Consider the following 17,186-nt stretch of genomic DNA (forward strand, 5'->3'; position numbering starts at 1 on the left):
GAGGTGCCGGAAGGTGGAGACGAAGCGTTATCAGGTTGAAATAAACGGTGAGAAAAGAGCGTATCCTGAGGGAACGACGTATCTTGAAATCGCAAAAGAATATCAGGATCAGTATGACAATGACATCGTGCTGGTATTTGTGAACGAAAAACTTCAGGAGTTGCGCAAGAAGGTGACGAAGGACTGCAGACTTCGGTTTGTAACAACCGGAGAGGAGCTGGGCAATATGGCCTACAGGCGCGGAGTCAGTTTTCTCCTCATAAAAGCGGTCTACGATGCAGCCGGGCATGAAAATGTGAAAAAAGTAAGGATCCATTATTCAGTCGATAAGGGATTTTATTTTACGCTTAAAGGGAACCTGTATCTGGATCAGGAGTTGCTTGACAGAATCGAGAGCAGGATGCGCCAGATGGTGGAGATGGATCTGGAAATCGGAAAGCAGGGAATCCATACCGACGATGCGATCGAAAAATTCCACGAGTACGGTATGAAAGATAAGGAGAAGCTTTTCCATTACCGCCGGGTATCCCGGGTCAATCTTTACAGCATCAATGAATTTGAAGACTATTTTTACGGATATATGGTACCGTCTACGGGATATCTAAAATATTTCAAACTGTTTCTATACGACGAGGGATTCGTGGTACAGATGCCGGAAAAGGAAAACCCGAAGCTGGTTCCTCCTTTTAATCCGCAACACAAGCTTTTTCAAGTATTAAAGGAATCAACACAGGGCGGAGATCGGATGGGAATCGAGACAATCGGAGATCTCAACCATTTTGTGACCAGAGGAGATCCACAAGAGCTGATCCTGGTGCAGGAGGCACTTCAGGAGAAAAGAATCGCACAGATCGCCGAGCAGATCGCCTCCCGGCCTGAGAAAAAGTTTGTTCTGATCGCAGGCCCGTCATCTTCCGGTAAGACCACATTTTCACACCGGCTTTCGGTGCAGCTTCGTGTCAACGGACTGGTGCCGCATCCAATTGCGGTGGATAATTATTTTCTGAATCGCTCGGAAACGCCGCTGGACGAGGAAGGAAAGCCGAATTATGAATGCCTTGAGGCAATCGATGTGGCGCAATTCAATCTGGATCTTCAGGCTCTTCTGAATGGGGAGCGGGTGGAAATCCCATATTTCAACTTCAAGACCGGAAAACGAGAATATAAAGGAGATTACAAACAGCTTGGGGAAAATGATATTCTGGTGATTGAAGGAATTCATTGTCTGAATGATGCACTTACCAGAGAGCTTCCGAGAGAGCATAAATTCAAAATTTATATCAGCGCACTTACGCAGCTGAATATCGATGAGCACAATCGGATTCCGACGACGGACGGACGGCTTCTTCGAAGAATGGTGAGGGATGCGAGAACCCGCGGTACTTCTGCAAAGGATACGATCGCGATGTGGAAATCGGTGCGAAGAGGCGAGGATAACAACATTTTCCCGTATCAGGAAGAGGCGGATGTGATGTTTAACTCAGCATTGCTTTATGAGCTGGCGGTGCTGAAGGCTTATGCAGAGCCGATCCTGTTCGGAATTGATAAAAACTGCGAGGAATACCTGGAAGCCAAGAGGCTGCTTAAGTTTCTGGATTATGTTGTTGGGATCGGAAGTGAAAATATACCGCAGAACTCGATTTTAAGAGAGTTCATTGGCGGAGGATGTTTCGAAGTATAGAAAATAGGAGTGAGAAAAAGAAACGGGAGGCGTATTGCATTTATTGATGCGATACTGCCTCCCGAAATTCATGACAGAGGACCATATCGTCCGGGAGCGGAGAGCGGAAATCCATCTTGGTTCCGGTAATCGGATGACGGAAGGTGAGGCGATAGGAATGGAGAGCCTGGCGGCCGATCACGGAATAATCCGGATTGTACAGAAAATCACCGGGGAGAGGATGCCCGATGTGTTTCATGTGTACCCGGATCTGGTGGGTCCGTCCGGTTTCCAGCGACAGGGCGGCAAGTGAATACTCTTTACCGGTTCCGGGAACGGTCGTATGGGCAAGCCGTTTAAAATGTGTACGCGCAGGCTCTCCGTTTTCGACATTTACTTCGCGCTCAATGGTGGAGCCTTCACAGCGCCCGATCGGGGCATCAACGGTTCCACATTCGGGAAGCAATCCTTCCACAACCGCGCGGTATTCGCGGTGGATTTCACGTCTGGCGACCATGGCGGACAGAAGCGAAGCGCTGTACATGTGGCGGGCCAGAATCAGCAGCCCGGTCGTATCGCGGTCCAGTCGGTTAATGCAGCGGTAGGTGAAGGGTTCGTTTTTTTGAGAAAAATACCAGGCACAGGCATTTGCCAGCGTATTGTCGTAATTTCCCTGGGAGGGATGGATCGGCATGTTGGCAGGCTTATCGATCACGAGCAGATCCTCATCTTCGTAGACAATGGAAAGCGGAAGCGGAACCGGAAGGATGTTTTGGGAAGAAGTGTCTTCCGTGAGCTGAATGGTCAGCATATCGCCCGGCATGAGGGGATCGTGAATATGTGCCCAGGTTCCGTTTCGGCAGATCCCGTTTTCTGTTTCTTTCAGATGGCGGATGACAGCAGAAGAATACCCATGGGCTTTTAAAAACCCATGGATATGATTGGCATTTTTTGTCTGTAATGTTGTTTCTGTAATCTGATATTCAAGAATTCGTTTCCACATAGAGAAAATGCTCCCTTCTACCTTTGGTAGAACTCACTGATTTTGTCCATCCGCGCGCACATATTGGTGAAGAGCAGATCAACGATTGTGATGGCTGCCATTGCCTCAACCACAACGACGGCACGCGGTACAATGACCGGGTCATGGCGGCCGGTTATGGAGAGAGAGACATTTTCCCCATCTTTATTTACAGACTGCTGTTCACGAGAAATCGAAGGGGTCGGCTTTACGGCAGCGCGGAAAAGGATTCGGCTTCCGTCGCTCATGCCTCCAAGCGTGCCGCCTGCGTGGTTGGTAAGTTTGGTAAGGGCTCCGTTTTCATCGTAACGGAACGGGTCGTTATTTGTACTTCCGTTTGATTCGGAAACAGAGAAACCGTCTCCGATCTCAAAGCCTCTGACAGCACCGATGGAGAGGATGCTCTTCGCAAGATTGGCCTCCAGCTTATCGAATACGGTATCTCCGATTCCTGCAGGCATTCCGGTAATAGAACATTCAATGATGCCGCCGGCAGAATCCTGATCCTCCATGCATTTTGAAAGATATTCGGAAGCCTTTGAAGCATAGACGGCATTGGGCATGTAGAGCGGGTTCTCGAAAACCTGGTTAAAATCATATTCCGCTTCGGGAATCATATAAGGGCCGATTGCCTTTGTGTAAGCATGCACTTCGATTCCAAGAGTATTCAGAATTTTGCAGGCTACGGCGCCTGCCGCCACACGTCCTGCGGTCTCCCGCCCGGAAGAACGTCCGCCGCCGCGATAGTCACGGAAGCCGTATTTGGCATCGAAAGTGTAGTCCGCGTGTCCGGGACGGTATACGTTCATGATATTACCGTAATCACGGGAGCGTTGGTCCTGATTGCGGATCTCGATGGAAATCGGCGTCCCGGTCGTCTTTCCCTCGAATACACCGGATAAAATTTCTGCGGTATCGCCCTCATTACGTTTCGTTGTGAATTTACTCTGCCCCGGTTTTCTTCTATCTAAATAGATCTGAATGTCTTCTTCAGAAAGCGGAAGTCCGGCGGGACATCCGTCGATCACGACGCCGATCCCCTTTCCATGTGATTCGCCCCAGGTTGAGATCTGAAATAATTTACCATAAATGGAACCTGCCATTTGATACACCAAGCCTTTCTTTTTGAGTATGTGAATACGGGAAAAGGATATTCCCAATATTGTTTTTTGGTTTGACGGGCGGGGCCTGTCTACATGACAGTATAATGGAAGAAAAGTTGGGACGCAAGCAATCTTAATAATTTATTAAGGAAAAAAGGGAGTTTTGTATTGTATTTGGGAATGAGTTCGTATTATAATAACCACATATTGAGTTTAGAGGGAGCAATTATCTGAATGGGTGATAAGGATATGAAAATGACAGAAGAGAATACAGAGAAGAACGCAGAGCTTATCATGGAAGAGACGATGAAAGAAATCTACGATGAGGTGAACAGGAATGAAGAAGAGGGGTCTGTCCGGCAACATAAAAAAGTGGAAAAAGCGGGCAAAACGAATCGGAAGAAAGCATCGGATCGCTCAGGCAGCCATTTATCTGTGGATGACCTGGGTTCTTCGCAGACCGCAGGTCGGGATAAGAAGGCTGATAAGAAGAATGAAGAAGACTCGTTAGAGGTGAAGTACAAGGCACAGCGTGGCCGGAAGGTGAAGAAAGAGAAAAGAAAACCACTTCCGGAGGAGGAATATGAGGAAGAACTCCTGCTGGATGCAAAGGACGGCGAAGAGCTGGAGCCAGTATTGAATGCGGAAGATGGAGAAGCTTTTGAAGAGGAGTTTGACGACAGCTTCGATGAGGAAGAAGAAACCGATGAGGAGAAGGCTGAGCGCCGCAGAAAGCGGAAGAAGGTCGCAAAGATCGTGCTGGCGTCGATCCTGGGAGTTACAGCGGCTGTTTATCTGGGGTTTGCGTTCTTTTTCATGAGTCATTTTCAGTTCCAGACCACGATTAACGGAACAGACCACGCACTTGAATCCGTCAGCGATGTGGAAAATTACATGAAGGAACAGGTGGCGGGCTACACGCTTACATTGCATGAGTCTGACGGAGATACGGAGACGATCAGTGGCAGCGAGATTGATCTTACTTATAAAAAAAGTGAAGAACTGGAGAAGCTTCTGAAAGAACAGAATGCCTTTTTGTGGCCGATGAGCCTCTGGAAAGCGCCTGAGATCACAGCTTCAATCGGGGTGGAGTATGACAGCGCGAAGCTGACCGGGGTTCTGGACGGACTTGCGTGCATGAAAGAGGAAAATCAGCAGGCACCGGTTTCCGCGATTCCGGAATACAATGGGACAGAATTCGTGGTTAAGAAAGAAGAAACAGGATCTCAGATTAACCGTGAAGTATTTGAGGTAAAGGTCAGCGAATATATTGCCGGTTTTCTTCCGGAGATGGATATGACGGAAGAAGAGTGCTATGTGAAACCGCAGTTTACGGAGCAGTCCCAGGAAGTCATTGATGCATGTTCGGCGATGAATAAATATCTGACTGCAAATATTACCTATACATTCGGTTCTTCAACCGAAGTGGTCGATAAAGAACTGATCTCACAGTGGGTGAAGGTGGATGGGAATATGGCCGTCACCTTTGACACGGATCAGGTGGCTGAATACATCAAGGGGCTTGCAAGTAAATATAATACGTATGGAAGACAGCGTACGTTTACGGCGGGAAATGGAAATACAGTCAATGTAGAAGGCGGAGATTACGGATGGTCGATTGACCGGGATGCGGAATATGAGGCACTTGTTGCCAGTATCCAGAAGGGAGAGACTGTGACGAAGGAGCCTGCATACAGGACAACGGCGGCGACACACGACGGCCCTGACTGGGGGAATACGTATGTGGAAGTGGATCTCACAAACCAGTATTTGTATTTGTTCGTTAACGGAGCGGTCGTAACCCAGGGACCGATTGTTACGGGACTTCCGAGCAGGGGCGATGCGACGCCGCAGGGAGTTTATTACATTAAGTATTGCCAGAAAAATGCGACGCTTCGAGGACCGAAGCAGCCGGACGGCACATACGAGTGGGAATCACCGGTATCTTTCTGGATGCCGTTTAACGGAGGAATCGGGCTGCATGATGCACCGTGGCAGGCTGCGTTCGGAGGAACCCGCTATCTGACACACGGTTCAAGGGGATGTGTGAACCTTCCGTACAGTGTAGCGGAGACTGTATTTAACAACGTGTCAGCTGGGACACCGGTCGTGTGTCACTATTAAAACAAAATCATATGAAATGAATGGATTCAGGACGACAGGAATGCCGTCCTGATACGTTGAAAGAGGGTATTATGTACGAATTAATAAAAAGAGACGGTCTTGCCAAAAGAGGAAGACTCCACACGGTTCACGGAGTGATCGAGACTCCGGTGTTTATGAATGTCGGTACCGTGGCGGCTATCAAGGGAGCAGTGTCTACAGCGGATCTTCAGGAGATCGGAACGCAGGTGGAACTTTCGAACACTTATCATCTGCATGTGCGTCCGGGGGATCAGGTGATCCGGAAGCTTGGAGGACTGCATAAATTTATGGTATGGGACAAGCCGATCCTTACGGATTCCGGTGGATTTCAGGTGTTTTCGCTGGCAGGTCTTAGAAAGATCAAAGAAGAGGGCGTGTATTTCCAGTCCCACATCGATGGAAGAAAGATTTTCATGGGGCCGGAAGAGAGCATGCAGATCCAGTCGAATCTGGCATCCACGATCGCGATGGCATTTGACGAATGTCCGTCGAGTGTGGCGACAAGAGAATATATTCAGGCTTCTGTGGACCGGACAACGAGATGGCTGGCGCGCTGTAAGAAGGAGATGGAGCGTTTGAATTCCCTTGAGGATACGATCAACCGGCAGCAGATGCTGTTCGGGATCAATCAGGGAGCCATTTATGAGGATATCCGGGTGGAACACGCGCAACAAATCGCCGAAATGGATCTGGATGGGTATGCAATCGGCGGACTTGCAGTCGGTGAGTCTCATGAAGAGATGTACCGCATTCTTGACGCAGTCGTTCCGCATCTTCCGCTTAACAAGCCGACCTATCTGATGGGAGTGGGAACTCCGGCCAATATTCTGGAAGCGGTGGACAGAGGAGTGGATTTCTTTGACTGTGTCTACCCGAGCAGAAACGGAAGGCACGGGCATGTTTATACCAGACATGGAAAATTGAATCTGTTTAATGCGAAATATGAGCTGGATACCCGGCCGATTGAAGAGGGATGCCAGTGCCCGGCGTGCCGGAAGTATTCAAGAGCATATATCCGTCATCTGTTGAAAGCAAAAGAAATGCTGGGAATGAGGCTTTGCGTTCTGCACAATCTGTATTACTATAATCACCTGATGGAGCAGATTCGGGATGCCATCGACGAAGGAAGATACAGCCAGTTTAAGGCCGAAACGCTTCGTGCGATGGAAGAGAAAGAAGACTAAATGATAGTAAAATCAGAAAAATCCGGATGAAATTGTGAAAATCACTTGATGAAATCCAAGTTATTGTGTATGATAGCAATAGCGTTTATGAAGATTTAGGAGGAAGTAACATGAATAATTTAGTAATTATTGCAGTTTATGCATTGTTCTTTGGTGGGCTCTGGTTCCTGTTGATCCGTCCTCAGAAGAAAGAGCAGAAGAGAGTACAGCTTATGCTTTCAGAACTTGAAGTAGGAGATACGATTCTTACAACGAGTGGATTTTACGGTGTTGTGATTGATATTACCGAGAATGATGTGATTGTTGAATTCGGAAGCAACAAGAACTGCCGTATCCCGATGCAGAAGCAGGCTATTATGCAGGTTGAAAAGCCGGGAGCAGCTCAGTAGTGCTGTAAGGGTGAAAAAAGCATTGCATGTTTATGCAGTGCTTTTAAAATATATTAATTGGAAACGTTACCGATAACGTTTCCGGAAAGAGTAAGAGGTGCAGATATGAGAGCAAGTGGTATACTGATGCCGGTGGCAAGTCTTCCGTCAGAATATGGAATCGGGGCGTTTTCAAAAGAAGCCTACAAATTCGTTGATATGCTTAAGAAAGCCGGTCAGCGTTACTGGCAGATTCTTCCTCTGGGACCGACCGGATATGGGGATTCGCCGTATCAGTCTTTTTCAACGTTTGCAGGGAATCCGTATTTTATCGATTTGAATACGCTGGTTAAAAAGGGCTGGCTTAAGAAGAAAGAATGCCGTGCCTGTGATTTCGGAAATGACAGCCGCTATATCGATTATGAGAAGATCTATTTGAACCGTTTTGAGATCCTGAAGAAGGCATTTAAGAGAAGCGGGATCGAAAGCGCTCCGGAGTTTCAGACATTTTGCAAAGAAAACGAGGAATGGCTGGATGATTATGCCCTGTATATGGAGCTGAAGCAGGCGAATGGCGGAAAGAGCTGGAGCGAATGGGCGGATCCATATCGTTTGAGAAATGCTGAGGCATTGGAAGCGTTCAGAAAAGAGCATAAAAAAGGGATCCGTTTCCAGAAGTTCCTGCAGTTCGAATTTCTGGAAGAGTGGAAAGCATTGAAAGATTATGCAAATCATAAAGGTATCGAGATCATCGGAGATATTCCGATCTACGTGGCATTTGACAGTGCGGATGCGTGGGCACATCCGGAATTGTTCCAGTTTGACGAGAACAGAATGCCGGTCGGGGTTGCGGGATGTCCGCCGGACGCCTTCAGCGCAACCGGGCAGCTCTGGGGCAATCCACTCTATGACTGGGCGTACCACAAAGAGACGGGATTTGAGTGGTGGATCAAACGGGTCGCGCACTGTCAGAAGTTGTATGATATTATACGAATCGACCACTTCCGAGGATTTGATGAGTATTACTGGATCCCGGCGGCAGATGAGACGGCTGAATTCGGTCACTGGGAGAAAGGGCCGGGCATGGATATTTTCCGGGCCGTGGAAGAAAAACTTGGAAAGCTCAGGATCATTGCGGAAGATCTGGGCTTCCTTACGGATTCCGTGCTGCAGCTTGTGGCTGATTCCGGATTCCCGGGAATGAAAGTTCTGGAGTTTGCGTTTGATTCCAGAGAACCGAGCGATTACCTTCCGCATAATTATACCAGAAATTGTGTGGTTTATACGGGCACTCATGATAATGAGACGCTTGCGGGATGGTATCGTGAACTGAATGAGAAAGACAAACGCCTTGCACTGAAATATATGGGATATAAAGAACTGGAAGAGCAGGATGCCGTCTGGGCGGTTATCCGCCTGGCACAGGCAAGTGTGGCCGATACCTGTATTATTCCGATCCAGGATTATTTGTGTCTGGGAAATGAGGCGCGAATCAATCAGCCTTCCACGCTTGGCGGCAACTGGATCTGGCGCCTTCAGAAAGAAGAGGTTAGCAAGGAACTTATTAAGAAGATCCGGAAGATGACGAAGCTCTACGGAAGACTGCCGGAATAATTGACGAGAGGACTGTTGAACTTTGGGAATGACGATCAAGGATATTGCAAAGAAATGTGGTGTTGGCATCAGTACGGTATCGCGTGCGCTGAACGATCATCCGGATATCAATCCGGAGACGAAAGAGAGAATTCTGAAGACCGTGGCAGAATCGGATTTTGTGCCGAACAACAGTGCCAGAAATCTGAAACGGACCGATGCGCAGGCGATTGCGGTGATGGTTAAAGAGATTGATGATCCGTTCTTTGCTACTATGATGCAAGTCCTGGAGCGTGAGATACGGAAGAGACATTATGCTTTTTTCATCCGGCATATGACTCGTGGAAGAGACGAGCTGGAGGAAGCGGCCGAATTGATCGCGGAGAAGCGGCTGAGAGGCCTGATCTTTCTCGGAGGAAGCTTTGAGAATAAGATGGACCGCCTGAAGAAAATTAAGGTTCCTTTTGTGGTTTGTACGGCTTCTCTGACTGCGGTTCCAGAAGGAAGACTGGCATCCTGGGTCGCCACAGATGACTATCATGCAAGCAGGGAGATCGTAAATTATCTCTGTGAAACAGGCAATAGAAATATTGCAATTCTGGCTTCGGATAAGAATGACAGCAATGTGGGTTATCTTCGGATGAAAGGGTATGAGAAGGCACTTGAGGAACATCAGATTCCTTTGCGGGACGAACTGATCTGCTATCTGGATGAAACGGATACAGCTTATTCTATGGAAAACGGATATCGGATGATGCAGAAGCTGCTCAAAAGAAAATGTGGATTTACAGCTGTTTTTGCAATTTCGGATCTGATGGCAGTCGGGGCGATCCGGGCTTTGCGAGAAGCCGGAAAGCGAATCCCGCAGGATGTGGCGGTTGCGGGATTTGACGGTCTTGCATTTGCAGAGTATTTTGAACCACCGATTACAACGATGGTGCAGCCTGTCGAAGAAATTGCAAAAGAGTCGGTGGTGATCTTATTTCAGATGATTGAAACACAGAAAAGTTGCGAGGGGAGAATTCTGCCGGCGAAGCTGGTTGTCAGAAAATCGACAGAGAGGGGACATATCTAACAGATAGGTCCCTTTTTCATTTTGTTTGATGCCAAAAACAGAGAGCACTCTAATTTTTGCGCTTTTACGAATTAAAGGCTTGAAACTATGAGGAAAATAGGATATTATAGTGTTTAACAGATTTTGAGGGGACGATGGTCTGACCTCTGAACCGGAGATTAACGGAAGGAATGAATAAGATGAATCTGAATATTGGTGTGATTAAGGGAGACGGAATCGGTCCGGAGATCGTGACCGAGGCAATGAAAGTTCTGGACAAGACCGGAGAAATATATGGTTTCCGGTGTACATACGAGCAGCTTCTGATGGGAGGAGCATCGATCGATGTGCATGGAGTGCCGCTGACAGATGAGACGATTGCGAGAGCAAAGGCAAGTGATGCGGTTCTGATGGGATCGATCGGCGGGGATGCGAAGACATCTCCATGGTACCAGCTGGAACCATCAAAAAGACCGGAAGCCGGCCTGCTTAAGATTCGTAAAGCGCTGAATTTGTTTGCAAATCTGCGTCCGGCAGTTCTCTATGAAGAACTTGCAGCCGCTTGCCCTTTGAAAGAAGAGATAACAGAGGGCGGATTCGATCTGATGATCATGCGTGAACTGACCGGCGGATTGTATTTCGGAGAGAGAAAAACAGTTGAAGAAGAAGGAGTCAGAACAGCTTATGATTCTTTGACATATAATGAGAATGAAATACGCAGGATTGCCGTGAGAGCGTTTGATATAGCTATGAAGAGAAGAAAGAAAGTGACCAGCGTTGATAAAGCAAATGTACTGGATTCTTCCAGACTCTGGAGAAAGGTTGTCGAGGAAGTCGCGGCGGATTACCCGGAAGTGACGCTGGAACACATGCTGGTGGATAACTGTGCAATGCAGCTTGTAAGAGATCCGAAGCAGTTTGACGTCATTCTGACTGAGAACATGTTCGGTGATATTTTGTCGGATGAGGCCAGTATGGTAACCGGATCAATCGGAATGCTTGCGAGCGCAAGCCTGAATGAGACGAAGTTCGGTCTTTATGAACCGAGCGGTGGGTCCGCACCGGATATTGCCGGTAAGGGAATCGCGAATCCGATTGCGACGATTTTGTCTGCAGCAATGATGCTTCGGTTTAGCTTTGATCTTGACAAAGCAGCGGATGCAATTGAAGCAGCTGTTTCGCAGGTACTGAAGGACGGCTATCGTACCGGTGATATTATGTCGGAGGGATGCACGAAAGTCGGAACTGCACAGATGGGGGATTTGATCTGTGAACGGATTCATTAGGAAGTCTTGCTTGGCTGAAGTCAGTATAAAGCATACATAGAGGATATTCAGGAGGATACATAGAAATGAAAAGCGATAATGTTAAAAAAGGGATGCAACAGGCACCACATCGGTCCCTGTTCAACGCATTAGGGTATACCAAAGAGGAGCTGGATCGTCCATTGGTCGGAATCGTCAGTTCTTACAATGAGATCGTTCCGGGACATATGAATCTGGATAAGATCGTGAACGCAGTAAAAATGGGAGTTGCCATGGCAGGAGGAACACCGGTTATGTTCCCGGCGATCGCTGTCTGCGATGGAATTGCGATGGGACATATCGGAATGAAATACTCTCTGGTAACCAGAGATCTGATTGCAGATTCCACCGAGGCAATGGCACTGGCTCATCAGTTTGATGCACTTGTTATGGTTCCGAACTGTGACAAGAATGTGCCCGGACTTCTGATGGCAGCAGCACGAATCAACGTGCCTACTATATTTGTCAGCGGTGGCCCGATGCTTGCCGGTCATGTAAAAGGCCAGAAGAGAAGCCTTTCCAGCATGTTTGAAGCAGTTGGTTCTTATGCTGCAGGCACGATGACAGAAGAAGATGTATGTGAATTTGAAAATAAAGTATGCCCGACCTGTGGTTCTTGCTCCGGTATGTATACCGCGAACAGTATGAACTGTCTGACAGAAGTACTCGGTATGGGACTTCCGGGCAATGGAACCATTCCGGCAGTTTATTCAGAGCGTATCCGTCTTGCAAAGCATGCAGGCATGCAGGTAATGGAACTTTACAGAAAGAATATCCGTCCGAGAGATATTATGACAAAAGAAGCGATCCTGAATGCCCTCACTGTAGATATGGCTTTGGGATGCTCTACCAACAGTATGCTGCATCTTCCGGCTATTGCTCATGAGATCGGCATGGATTTCGAGATCGATTTCGCAAACGGAATCAGTGCAAAGACTCCGAATCTTTGCCATCTTGCACCGGCAGGCCCGACTTATATGGAAGATCTGAATGAGGCCGGTGGTGTCTATGCAGTGATGAACGAATTGAATAAGAAGAACCTTCTGAATACAGAGTGTATGACCGTAACCGGTAAAACGGTGGGAGAAAATATTGCGGGATGTGTTAATAAGAATCCGGAAGTTATCCGTCCGATCGACAATCCATACAGCCAGACAGGCGGCCTTGCAGTATTGAAAGGAAATATCGCGCCGGACGGAAGTGTTGTAAAACGTTCGGCAGTTGTAGAAGAAATGCTCGTCCACGAAGGACCGGCCAGAGTATTTGAATGCGAAGAGGATGCAATCACAGCCATCAAGGGCGGACAGATTCATCCGGGAGATGTTGTCGTAATCCGTTATGTCGGACCGAAGGGTGGACCGGGTATGCCGGAAATGCTGAATCCGACTTCTGCAATCGCAGGAATGGGACTTGGCTCATCGGTTGCTCTTATCACCGACGGGCGTTTCAGCGGAGCTTCCAGAGGCGCATCTATCGGACATGTTTCGCCGGAAGCAGCAGTAGGCGGCCCAATTGCACTGATCGAAGAAGGAGATATCATTGAGATCGATATCCCGAATCTGAAACTGAATGTCAGAGTTTCGGATGAAGAACTGGCAGCGAGAAAAGAAAAATGGCAGCCGAGAGAACCGGAAGTTACAACCGGTTATCTTGCACGATATGCATCAATGGTAACATCCGGAAACCGCGGTGCGGTGCTGGAGATACCGCGTTAAGAATAAAGTACAAAGGGGAATGCACAACATGCGGTTAAATGGTTCTGAAATATTGATAGAATGTTTAAAAGAACAAGGCGTTGATACCGTTTTCGGATATCCGGGCGGGGCAATTTTGAATGTATATGACGAATTATATAAGCATAGTAATGAAATTAAGCACATTCTGACTTCTCACGAGCAGGGCGCGTCTCATGCAGCAGACGGTTATGCCCGCGCCACCGGAAAAGTCGGTGTATGTTTTGCAACAAGCGGTCCGGGAGCCACCAATCTGGTAACCGGAATCGCAACAGCATTTATGGATTCGATTCCAATCGTGGCTATCACATGTAATGTCGGGGTGCCGCTTCTTGGAAAAGACAGTTTCCAGGAAATTGATATCACTGGAATCACCATGCCGATCACAAAATATAATTTTATCGTGAAAGATGTCAATGAGCTTGCAAAGACGATCAGAAAAGCATTTGCCATCGCACAGTCAGGAAGACCGGGGCCGGTTCTGATCGATATCCCGAAGGATGTTACCGCAAACATGGCAGAGTATGAACCGATGAAGATCGAGCCGGTGAAGAAGTACAAAAAAGATATTTGTATGGAAGATGTAGAACAAGCGTTACAGATGATTCGTGAAGCTCAAAAGCCTTATATTTTCGTCGGAGGCGGGGCGATCCTCTCTGATGCAAGTGAGGAATTAAGAGCGTTTGTAGAGAAAGTTCAGGCGCCGGTATGTGATACTCTGATGGGAAAAGGAGCATTTCCGGGTACAGATGAACTGTATACAGGAATGCTTGGTATGCATGGAACCAAAACTTCGAATTTTGGTGTCAGCGGATGTGATCTTCTGATCGTAATCGGTGCGAGATTCTCAGATCGTGTTACAGGAAATGCAAAAAGGTTTGCGGAAAAGGCCAAGATCCTTCAGATCGATATCGATGTAGCAGAGATGAACAAAAATGTTATGATTGATTGTGGTGTCGTAGGCGATATCAAGGAAGTACTTACCTTGATCAATGAGAGACTTCCGAAGCAGAATCATGATGAATGGATTCGGAAGATTCAGGAGTACAAACAGAAATATCCACTGACTTATCATCCGGATATTCTGACGGGACCTTTTGTTGTCGAAGAGATCTACAGACAGACAAAAGGGGAGGCACTGATCGTCACAGAGGTCGGACAGCATCAGATGTGGGCGGCACAGTATTATAAATATACCAAGCCGAGAACCCTGCTGACTTCCGGAGGACTCGGAACCATGGGATATGGACTTGGTGCATCCATTGGTGCCAAGATGGGATGCCCCGAGAAAACGGTTGTTAATATTGCGGGAGACGGCTGCTTCCGTATGAATATGAATGAGATCGCCACAGCTGCCAGATATCAGATTCCGATCATCCAGGTGGTAATCAATAATCACGTACTCGGAATGGTGCGTCAGTGGCAGAATCTGTTTTATGGTCAGCGTTATTCAGCGACGGTACTGAATGATGCAGTGGATTTTGTAAAACTTTCAGAAGCTATGGGAGCGAAGGCAATTCGCGCAACGACGAAGAAGGACTTTGAAGCCGCTTTTCAGTCGGCGCTTGCGTGTGACGGTCCGTTCGTAATAGATTGCCAGATTGATTGTGATGATAAGGTATGGCCGATGGTGGCACCCGGAGCTGCAATCAGCGAGGCGTTTGATGAAGGAGACCTGCAGGCAGAAAAACAAGAACAATAATTTTAAAGCAGGAATGGAGGAAAAGACTATGAAAAGAGTTTACAACTTTTCAGCAGGACCGGCAGTGCTGCCGGAAGAAGTGCTTAAAGAAGCAGCAGAGGAAATGCTGGATTACCAGGGAACAGGGATGTCCGTTATGGAGATGAGTCATCGTTCCAAAGCTTTTGAGAAAATTATCACAGAAGCGGAACAGGATCTTCGTGATCTTATGAATATTCCGGACAACTATAAAGTATTATTCTTACAGGGCGGAGCAAGCCAGCAGTTTGCAATGATTCCGATGAACCTGATGAAGAATAAGGTTGCTGATTACATTATCACAGGTCAGTGGGCGAAAAAGGCTGCCGCTGAAGCTGAGAAATACGGAAAGGTAAACCGTATCGCATCTTCTGCAGATAAGACATTCAGCTATATTCCGGATTGCTCTGATCTTTCGATTGACGACGATGCAGATTATGTTTATATCTGTGAGAATAACACAATTTACGGAACAAAATACAAAGAACTTCCGAACACCAAGGGAAAACTTCTGGTAGCTGATGTATCTTCCTGTTTCCTTTCTGAGCCGGTTGATGTGACAAAATACGGCATCATTTACGGTGGCGTTCAGAAAAATATCGGACCGGCAGGTACCGTAATTGTGATCATCAGAGAAGATCTGATTACAGAGGATGTTCTTCCGGGAACTCCGACCATGCTGCAGTATAAAACACATGCAGATGCGAAATCACTTTACAACACACCTCCGGCATATGGCATTTACATTTGCGGAAAAGTGTTCAAATGGCTCAAGAAGATGGGCGGTCTTGAAGTGATGAAAGAGCGCAATGAGAAGAAAGCGAAACTTCTCTATGATTATCTGGATCAGAGTAAGCTATTCAAGGGCACCGTTGAGAAGAAGGATCGGTCTCTTATGAACGTACCGTTCGTAACAGGCAGTGATGAACTGGATGCCAAATTCGTAAGAGAAGCAAAAGAAGCAGGCCTTGAGAACTTGAAAGGTCATCGTACAGTCGGCGGTATGCGTGCAAGTATCTACAACGCAATGCCGTACGAAGGCGTAGAAGCACTGGTTGCATTTATGAAAAAATTTGAGAAGGAGAATCTGTAGTTATGTATAAATATTATTGCTTAAATCCAATCTCAAATGTAGGTCTTGATAAATTCACAGATGAATATGCACCGGCAAGCGATGCAAAGGGAGCAGACGCCATTCTGGTAAGAAGTGCGGCAATGCATGAAATGGAATTTGACAAAAGCCTGAAGGCAATCGGCCGTGCAGGAGCCGGCGTAAATAATATCCCGTTGGAAAAATGTGCAGAACAGGGAATCGTCGTATTTAATACACCTGGAGCAAATGCGAACGGTGTAAAGGAACTTGTGATTGCAGGTCTTCTTCTTGCATCCCGTGATATCATCGGAGGTATTAACTGGGTTCAGGAGAATGAAGAAGATGGAAATATCGCAAAAGACGCCGAAAAAGCTAAGAAAGCTTTTGCGGGATGCGAGATCGAGGGCAAGAAGCTCGGAGTAATCGGACTTGGCGCAATCGGTGTTCTTGTTGCAAATGCGGCAACTAATCTCGGAATGGATGTTTACGGATATGATCCGTATGTTTCTGTAGATTCCGCATGGAGACTTTCCAGAAGCATTCATCATGCCAAAAGCGTAGATGAACTTTATAAAGAATGTGATTATATCACGATTCATGTACCGGCACTTCCGGATACCAAAGGCATGATCGATAAGAATGCGATCGATTTAATGAAAGATGGTGTTGTTGTGCTGAATTTCGCAAGAGATGTTCTTGTGAACAGTGAAGCGATGGTAGATGCTCTGATCAGTGGCAAAGTAAAGCGTTATGTGACCGATTTTCCAACACCGGAGATCGCAGGCGTGAAGAATGCGATCGTTATCCCACATCTGGGCGCTTCTACAGAGGAATCTGAAGACAACTGTGCGAAGATGGCTGTTCAGGAACTGAGAGATTTCCTTGAAAATGGAAATATCAAAAATTCTGTCAATTATCCGTCCTGTGATATGGGCGTGAAAGACAAGACCCGTATCACGATCATGCACAGAAATATTCCGAACATGATCGGTCAGTTTACCGCATTGCTTGCAAAAGACAATGTCAATATCGATGACATGACGAACAAGAACAGCGGTGCATATGCATACACTATGATGGATGTGGATTCTGAAGTCGGTGCTGAGGTTGTGGATGGACTGGAAGCAATCGAAGGAGTACTCAGAGTCAGAGTGATTGAATAGAGAAACGATAAGAATAACAGTGGGCTGCGCAGGATATGCGCAGCT

At 47.1% G+C, this 17,186-nt stretch carries 13 protein-coding genes; 11 read left to right on the forward strand and 2 right to left on the reverse strand.

Annotation, left to right across the window (positions count from 1 at the left end; genetic code table 11):
• The first annotated feature begins 13 nt into the window (after nucleotides 1-13).
• On the forward strand, nucleotides 14-1,681 hold the full coding sequence (locus ACTNBR_RS00190) for a nucleoside kinase (protein WP_441015899.1): 1,668 nt from the start codon (nucleotides 14-16) through the stop codon (nucleotides 1,679-1,681).
• A gap of 40 nt (nucleotides 1,682-1,721) precedes the next feature.
• On the opposite strand, the gene ACTNBR_RS00195 is transcribed toward ACTNBR_RS00190, so the two are convergent.
• Nucleotides 1,722-2,663, reverse strand: a complete 942-nt coding sequence (locus ACTNBR_RS00195) for an RluA family pseudouridine synthase (protein ID WP_427806443.1) — start codon at nucleotides 2,661-2,663, stop codon at nucleotides 1,722-1,724.
• Between the two features lie 17 nt (nucleotides 2,664-2,680).
• Nucleotides 2,681-3,784: a chorismate synthase gene (gene aroC, locus ACTNBR_RS00200; RefSeq protein ID WP_427806442.1), complete on the reverse strand. Its 1,104-nt coding sequence runs from the start codon at nucleotides 3,782-3,784 to the stop codon at nucleotides 2,681-2,683.
• Nucleotides 3,785-4,018: 234 nt separating this feature from the next.
• Between aroC and ACTNBR_RS00205 the strand changes: the two genes are divergently transcribed.
• From ACTNBR_RS00205 to ACTNBR_RS00250, 10 genes are all read left to right on the forward strand, one after another.
• Nucleotides 4,019-5,908 (forward strand): L,D-transpeptidase family protein, encoded by a 1,890-nt coding sequence (locus ACTNBR_RS00205; RefSeq protein ID WP_441015901.1) that lies wholly within the window; start codon nucleotides 4,019-4,021, stop codon nucleotides 5,906-5,908.
• 71 nt (nucleotides 5,909-5,979) lie between these two features.
• On the forward strand, nucleotides 5,980-7,113 hold the full coding sequence (gene tgt, locus ACTNBR_RS00210) for a tRNA guanosine(34) transglycosylase Tgt (RefSeq protein ID WP_427806439.1): 1,134 nt from the start codon (nucleotides 5,980-5,982) through the stop codon (nucleotides 7,111-7,113).
• 110 nt (nucleotides 7,114-7,223) lie between these two features.
• Nucleotides 7,224-7,502 carry a preprotein translocase subunit YajC gene (gene yajC, locus ACTNBR_RS00215; RefSeq protein WP_427806438.1) on the forward strand — a complete coding sequence of 93 codons (279 nt, stop codon included), beginning with the start codon at nucleotides 7,224-7,226 and terminating at the stop codon, nucleotides 7,500-7,502.
• Between the two features lie 105 nt (nucleotides 7,503-7,607).
• Nucleotides 7,608-9,095, forward strand: coding sequence for a 4-alpha-glucanotransferase (gene malQ, locus ACTNBR_RS00220; RefSeq protein ID WP_427806437.1), 1,488 nt, complete (start codon nucleotides 7,608-7,610; stop codon nucleotides 9,093-9,095).
• 28 nt (nucleotides 9,096-9,123) lie between these two features.
• On the forward strand, nucleotides 9,124-10,149 hold the full coding sequence (locus ACTNBR_RS00225; RefSeq protein WP_441016012.1) for a LacI family DNA-binding transcriptional regulator: 1,026 nt from the start codon (nucleotides 9,124-9,126) through the stop codon (nucleotides 10,147-10,149).
• A gap of 179 nt (nucleotides 10,150-10,328) precedes the next feature.
• On the forward strand, nucleotides 10,329-11,414 hold the full coding sequence (leuB, locus tag ACTNBR_RS00230) for a 3-isopropylmalate dehydrogenase (protein WP_427806488.1): 1,086 nt from the start codon (nucleotides 10,329-10,331) through the stop codon (nucleotides 11,412-11,414).
• 65 nt (nucleotides 11,415-11,479) lie between these two features.
• Complete coding sequence (gene ilvD, locus ACTNBR_RS00235; RefSeq protein ID WP_427806436.1) at nucleotides 11,480-13,147, forward strand: dihydroxy-acid dehydratase; 1,668 nt, start codon at nucleotides 11,480-11,482, stop codon at nucleotides 13,145-13,147.
• Nucleotides 13,148-13,175: 28 nt separating this feature from the next.
• Nucleotides 13,176-14,867 carry a biosynthetic-type acetolactate synthase large subunit gene (gene ilvB / locus ACTNBR_RS00240; protein WP_427819127.1) on the forward strand — a complete coding sequence of 564 codons (1,692 nt, stop codon included), beginning with the start codon at nucleotides 13,176-13,178 and terminating at the stop codon, nucleotides 14,865-14,867.
• A 28-nt stretch (nucleotides 14,868-14,895) separates the two neighbouring features.
• Nucleotides 14,896-15,978: a 3-phosphoserine/phosphohydroxythreonine transaminase gene (gene serC / locus ACTNBR_RS00245; RefSeq protein ID WP_441015904.1), complete on the forward strand. Its 1,083-nt coding sequence runs from the start codon at nucleotides 14,896-14,898 to the stop codon at nucleotides 15,976-15,978.
• 2 nt (nucleotides 15,979-15,980) lie between these two features.
• Complete coding sequence (locus ACTNBR_RS00250) at nucleotides 15,981-17,141, forward strand: phosphoglycerate dehydrogenase (RefSeq protein WP_441015907.1); 1,161 nt, start codon at nucleotides 15,981-15,983, stop codon at nucleotides 17,139-17,141.
• Nucleotides 17,142-17,186 lie beyond the last annotated feature (45 nt).

Origin of the sequence: Bariatricus sp. HCP28S3_F11 (genome assembly GCF_052065395.1) — a bacterium.
GTDB lineage: Bacteria > Bacillota > Clostridia > Lachnospirales > Lachnospiraceae > Allocoprococcus.

Excerpts from the sequence above, each read along its gene's own strand:
- ACTNBR_RS00195 (WP_427806443.1), bottom strand. The coding sequence starts at position 2,663 with ATGTGGAAACGAATTCTTGAATATCAGATTACAGAAACAACATTACAG.
- aroC (WP_427806442.1), bottom strand. The coding sequence starts at position 3,784 with ATGGCAGGTTCCATTTATGGTAAATTATTTCAGATCTCAACCTGGGGC.
- ACTNBR_RS00205 (WP_441015901.1), top strand. The coding sequence starts at position 4,019 with ATGGGTGATAAGGATATGAAAATGACAGAAGAGAATACAGAGAAGAAC.
- tgt (WP_427806439.1), top strand. The coding sequence starts at position 5,980 with ATGTACGAATTAATAAAAAGAGACGGTCTTGCCAAAAGAGGAAGACTC.
- yajC (WP_427806438.1), top strand. The coding sequence starts at position 7,224 with ATGAATAATTTAGTAATTATTGCAGTTTATGCATTGTTCTTTGGTGGG.
- malQ (WP_427806437.1), top strand. The coding sequence starts at position 7,608 with ATGAGAGCAAGTGGTATACTGATGCCGGTGGCAAGTCTTCCGTCAGAA.
- ACTNBR_RS00225 (WP_441016012.1), top strand. The coding sequence starts at position 9,124 with ATGACGATCAAGGATATTGCAAAGAAATGTGGTGTTGGCATCAGTACG.
- leuB (WP_427806488.1), top strand. The coding sequence starts at position 10,329 with ATGAATCTGAATATTGGTGTGATTAAGGGAGACGGAATCGGTCCGGAG.
- ilvD (WP_427806436.1), top strand. The coding sequence starts at position 11,480 with ATGAAAAGCGATAATGTTAAAAAAGGGATGCAACAGGCACCACATCGG.
- ilvB (WP_427819127.1), top strand. The coding sequence starts at position 13,176 with ATGCGGTTAAATGGTTCTGAAATATTGATAGAATGTTTAAAAGAACAA.
- serC (WP_441015904.1), top strand. The coding sequence starts at position 14,896 with ATGAAAAGAGTTTACAACTTTTCAGCAGGACCGGCAGTGCTGCCGGAA.
- ACTNBR_RS00250 (WP_441015907.1), top strand. The coding sequence starts at position 15,981 with ATGTATAAATATTATTGCTTAAATCCAATCTCAAATGTAGGTCTTGAT.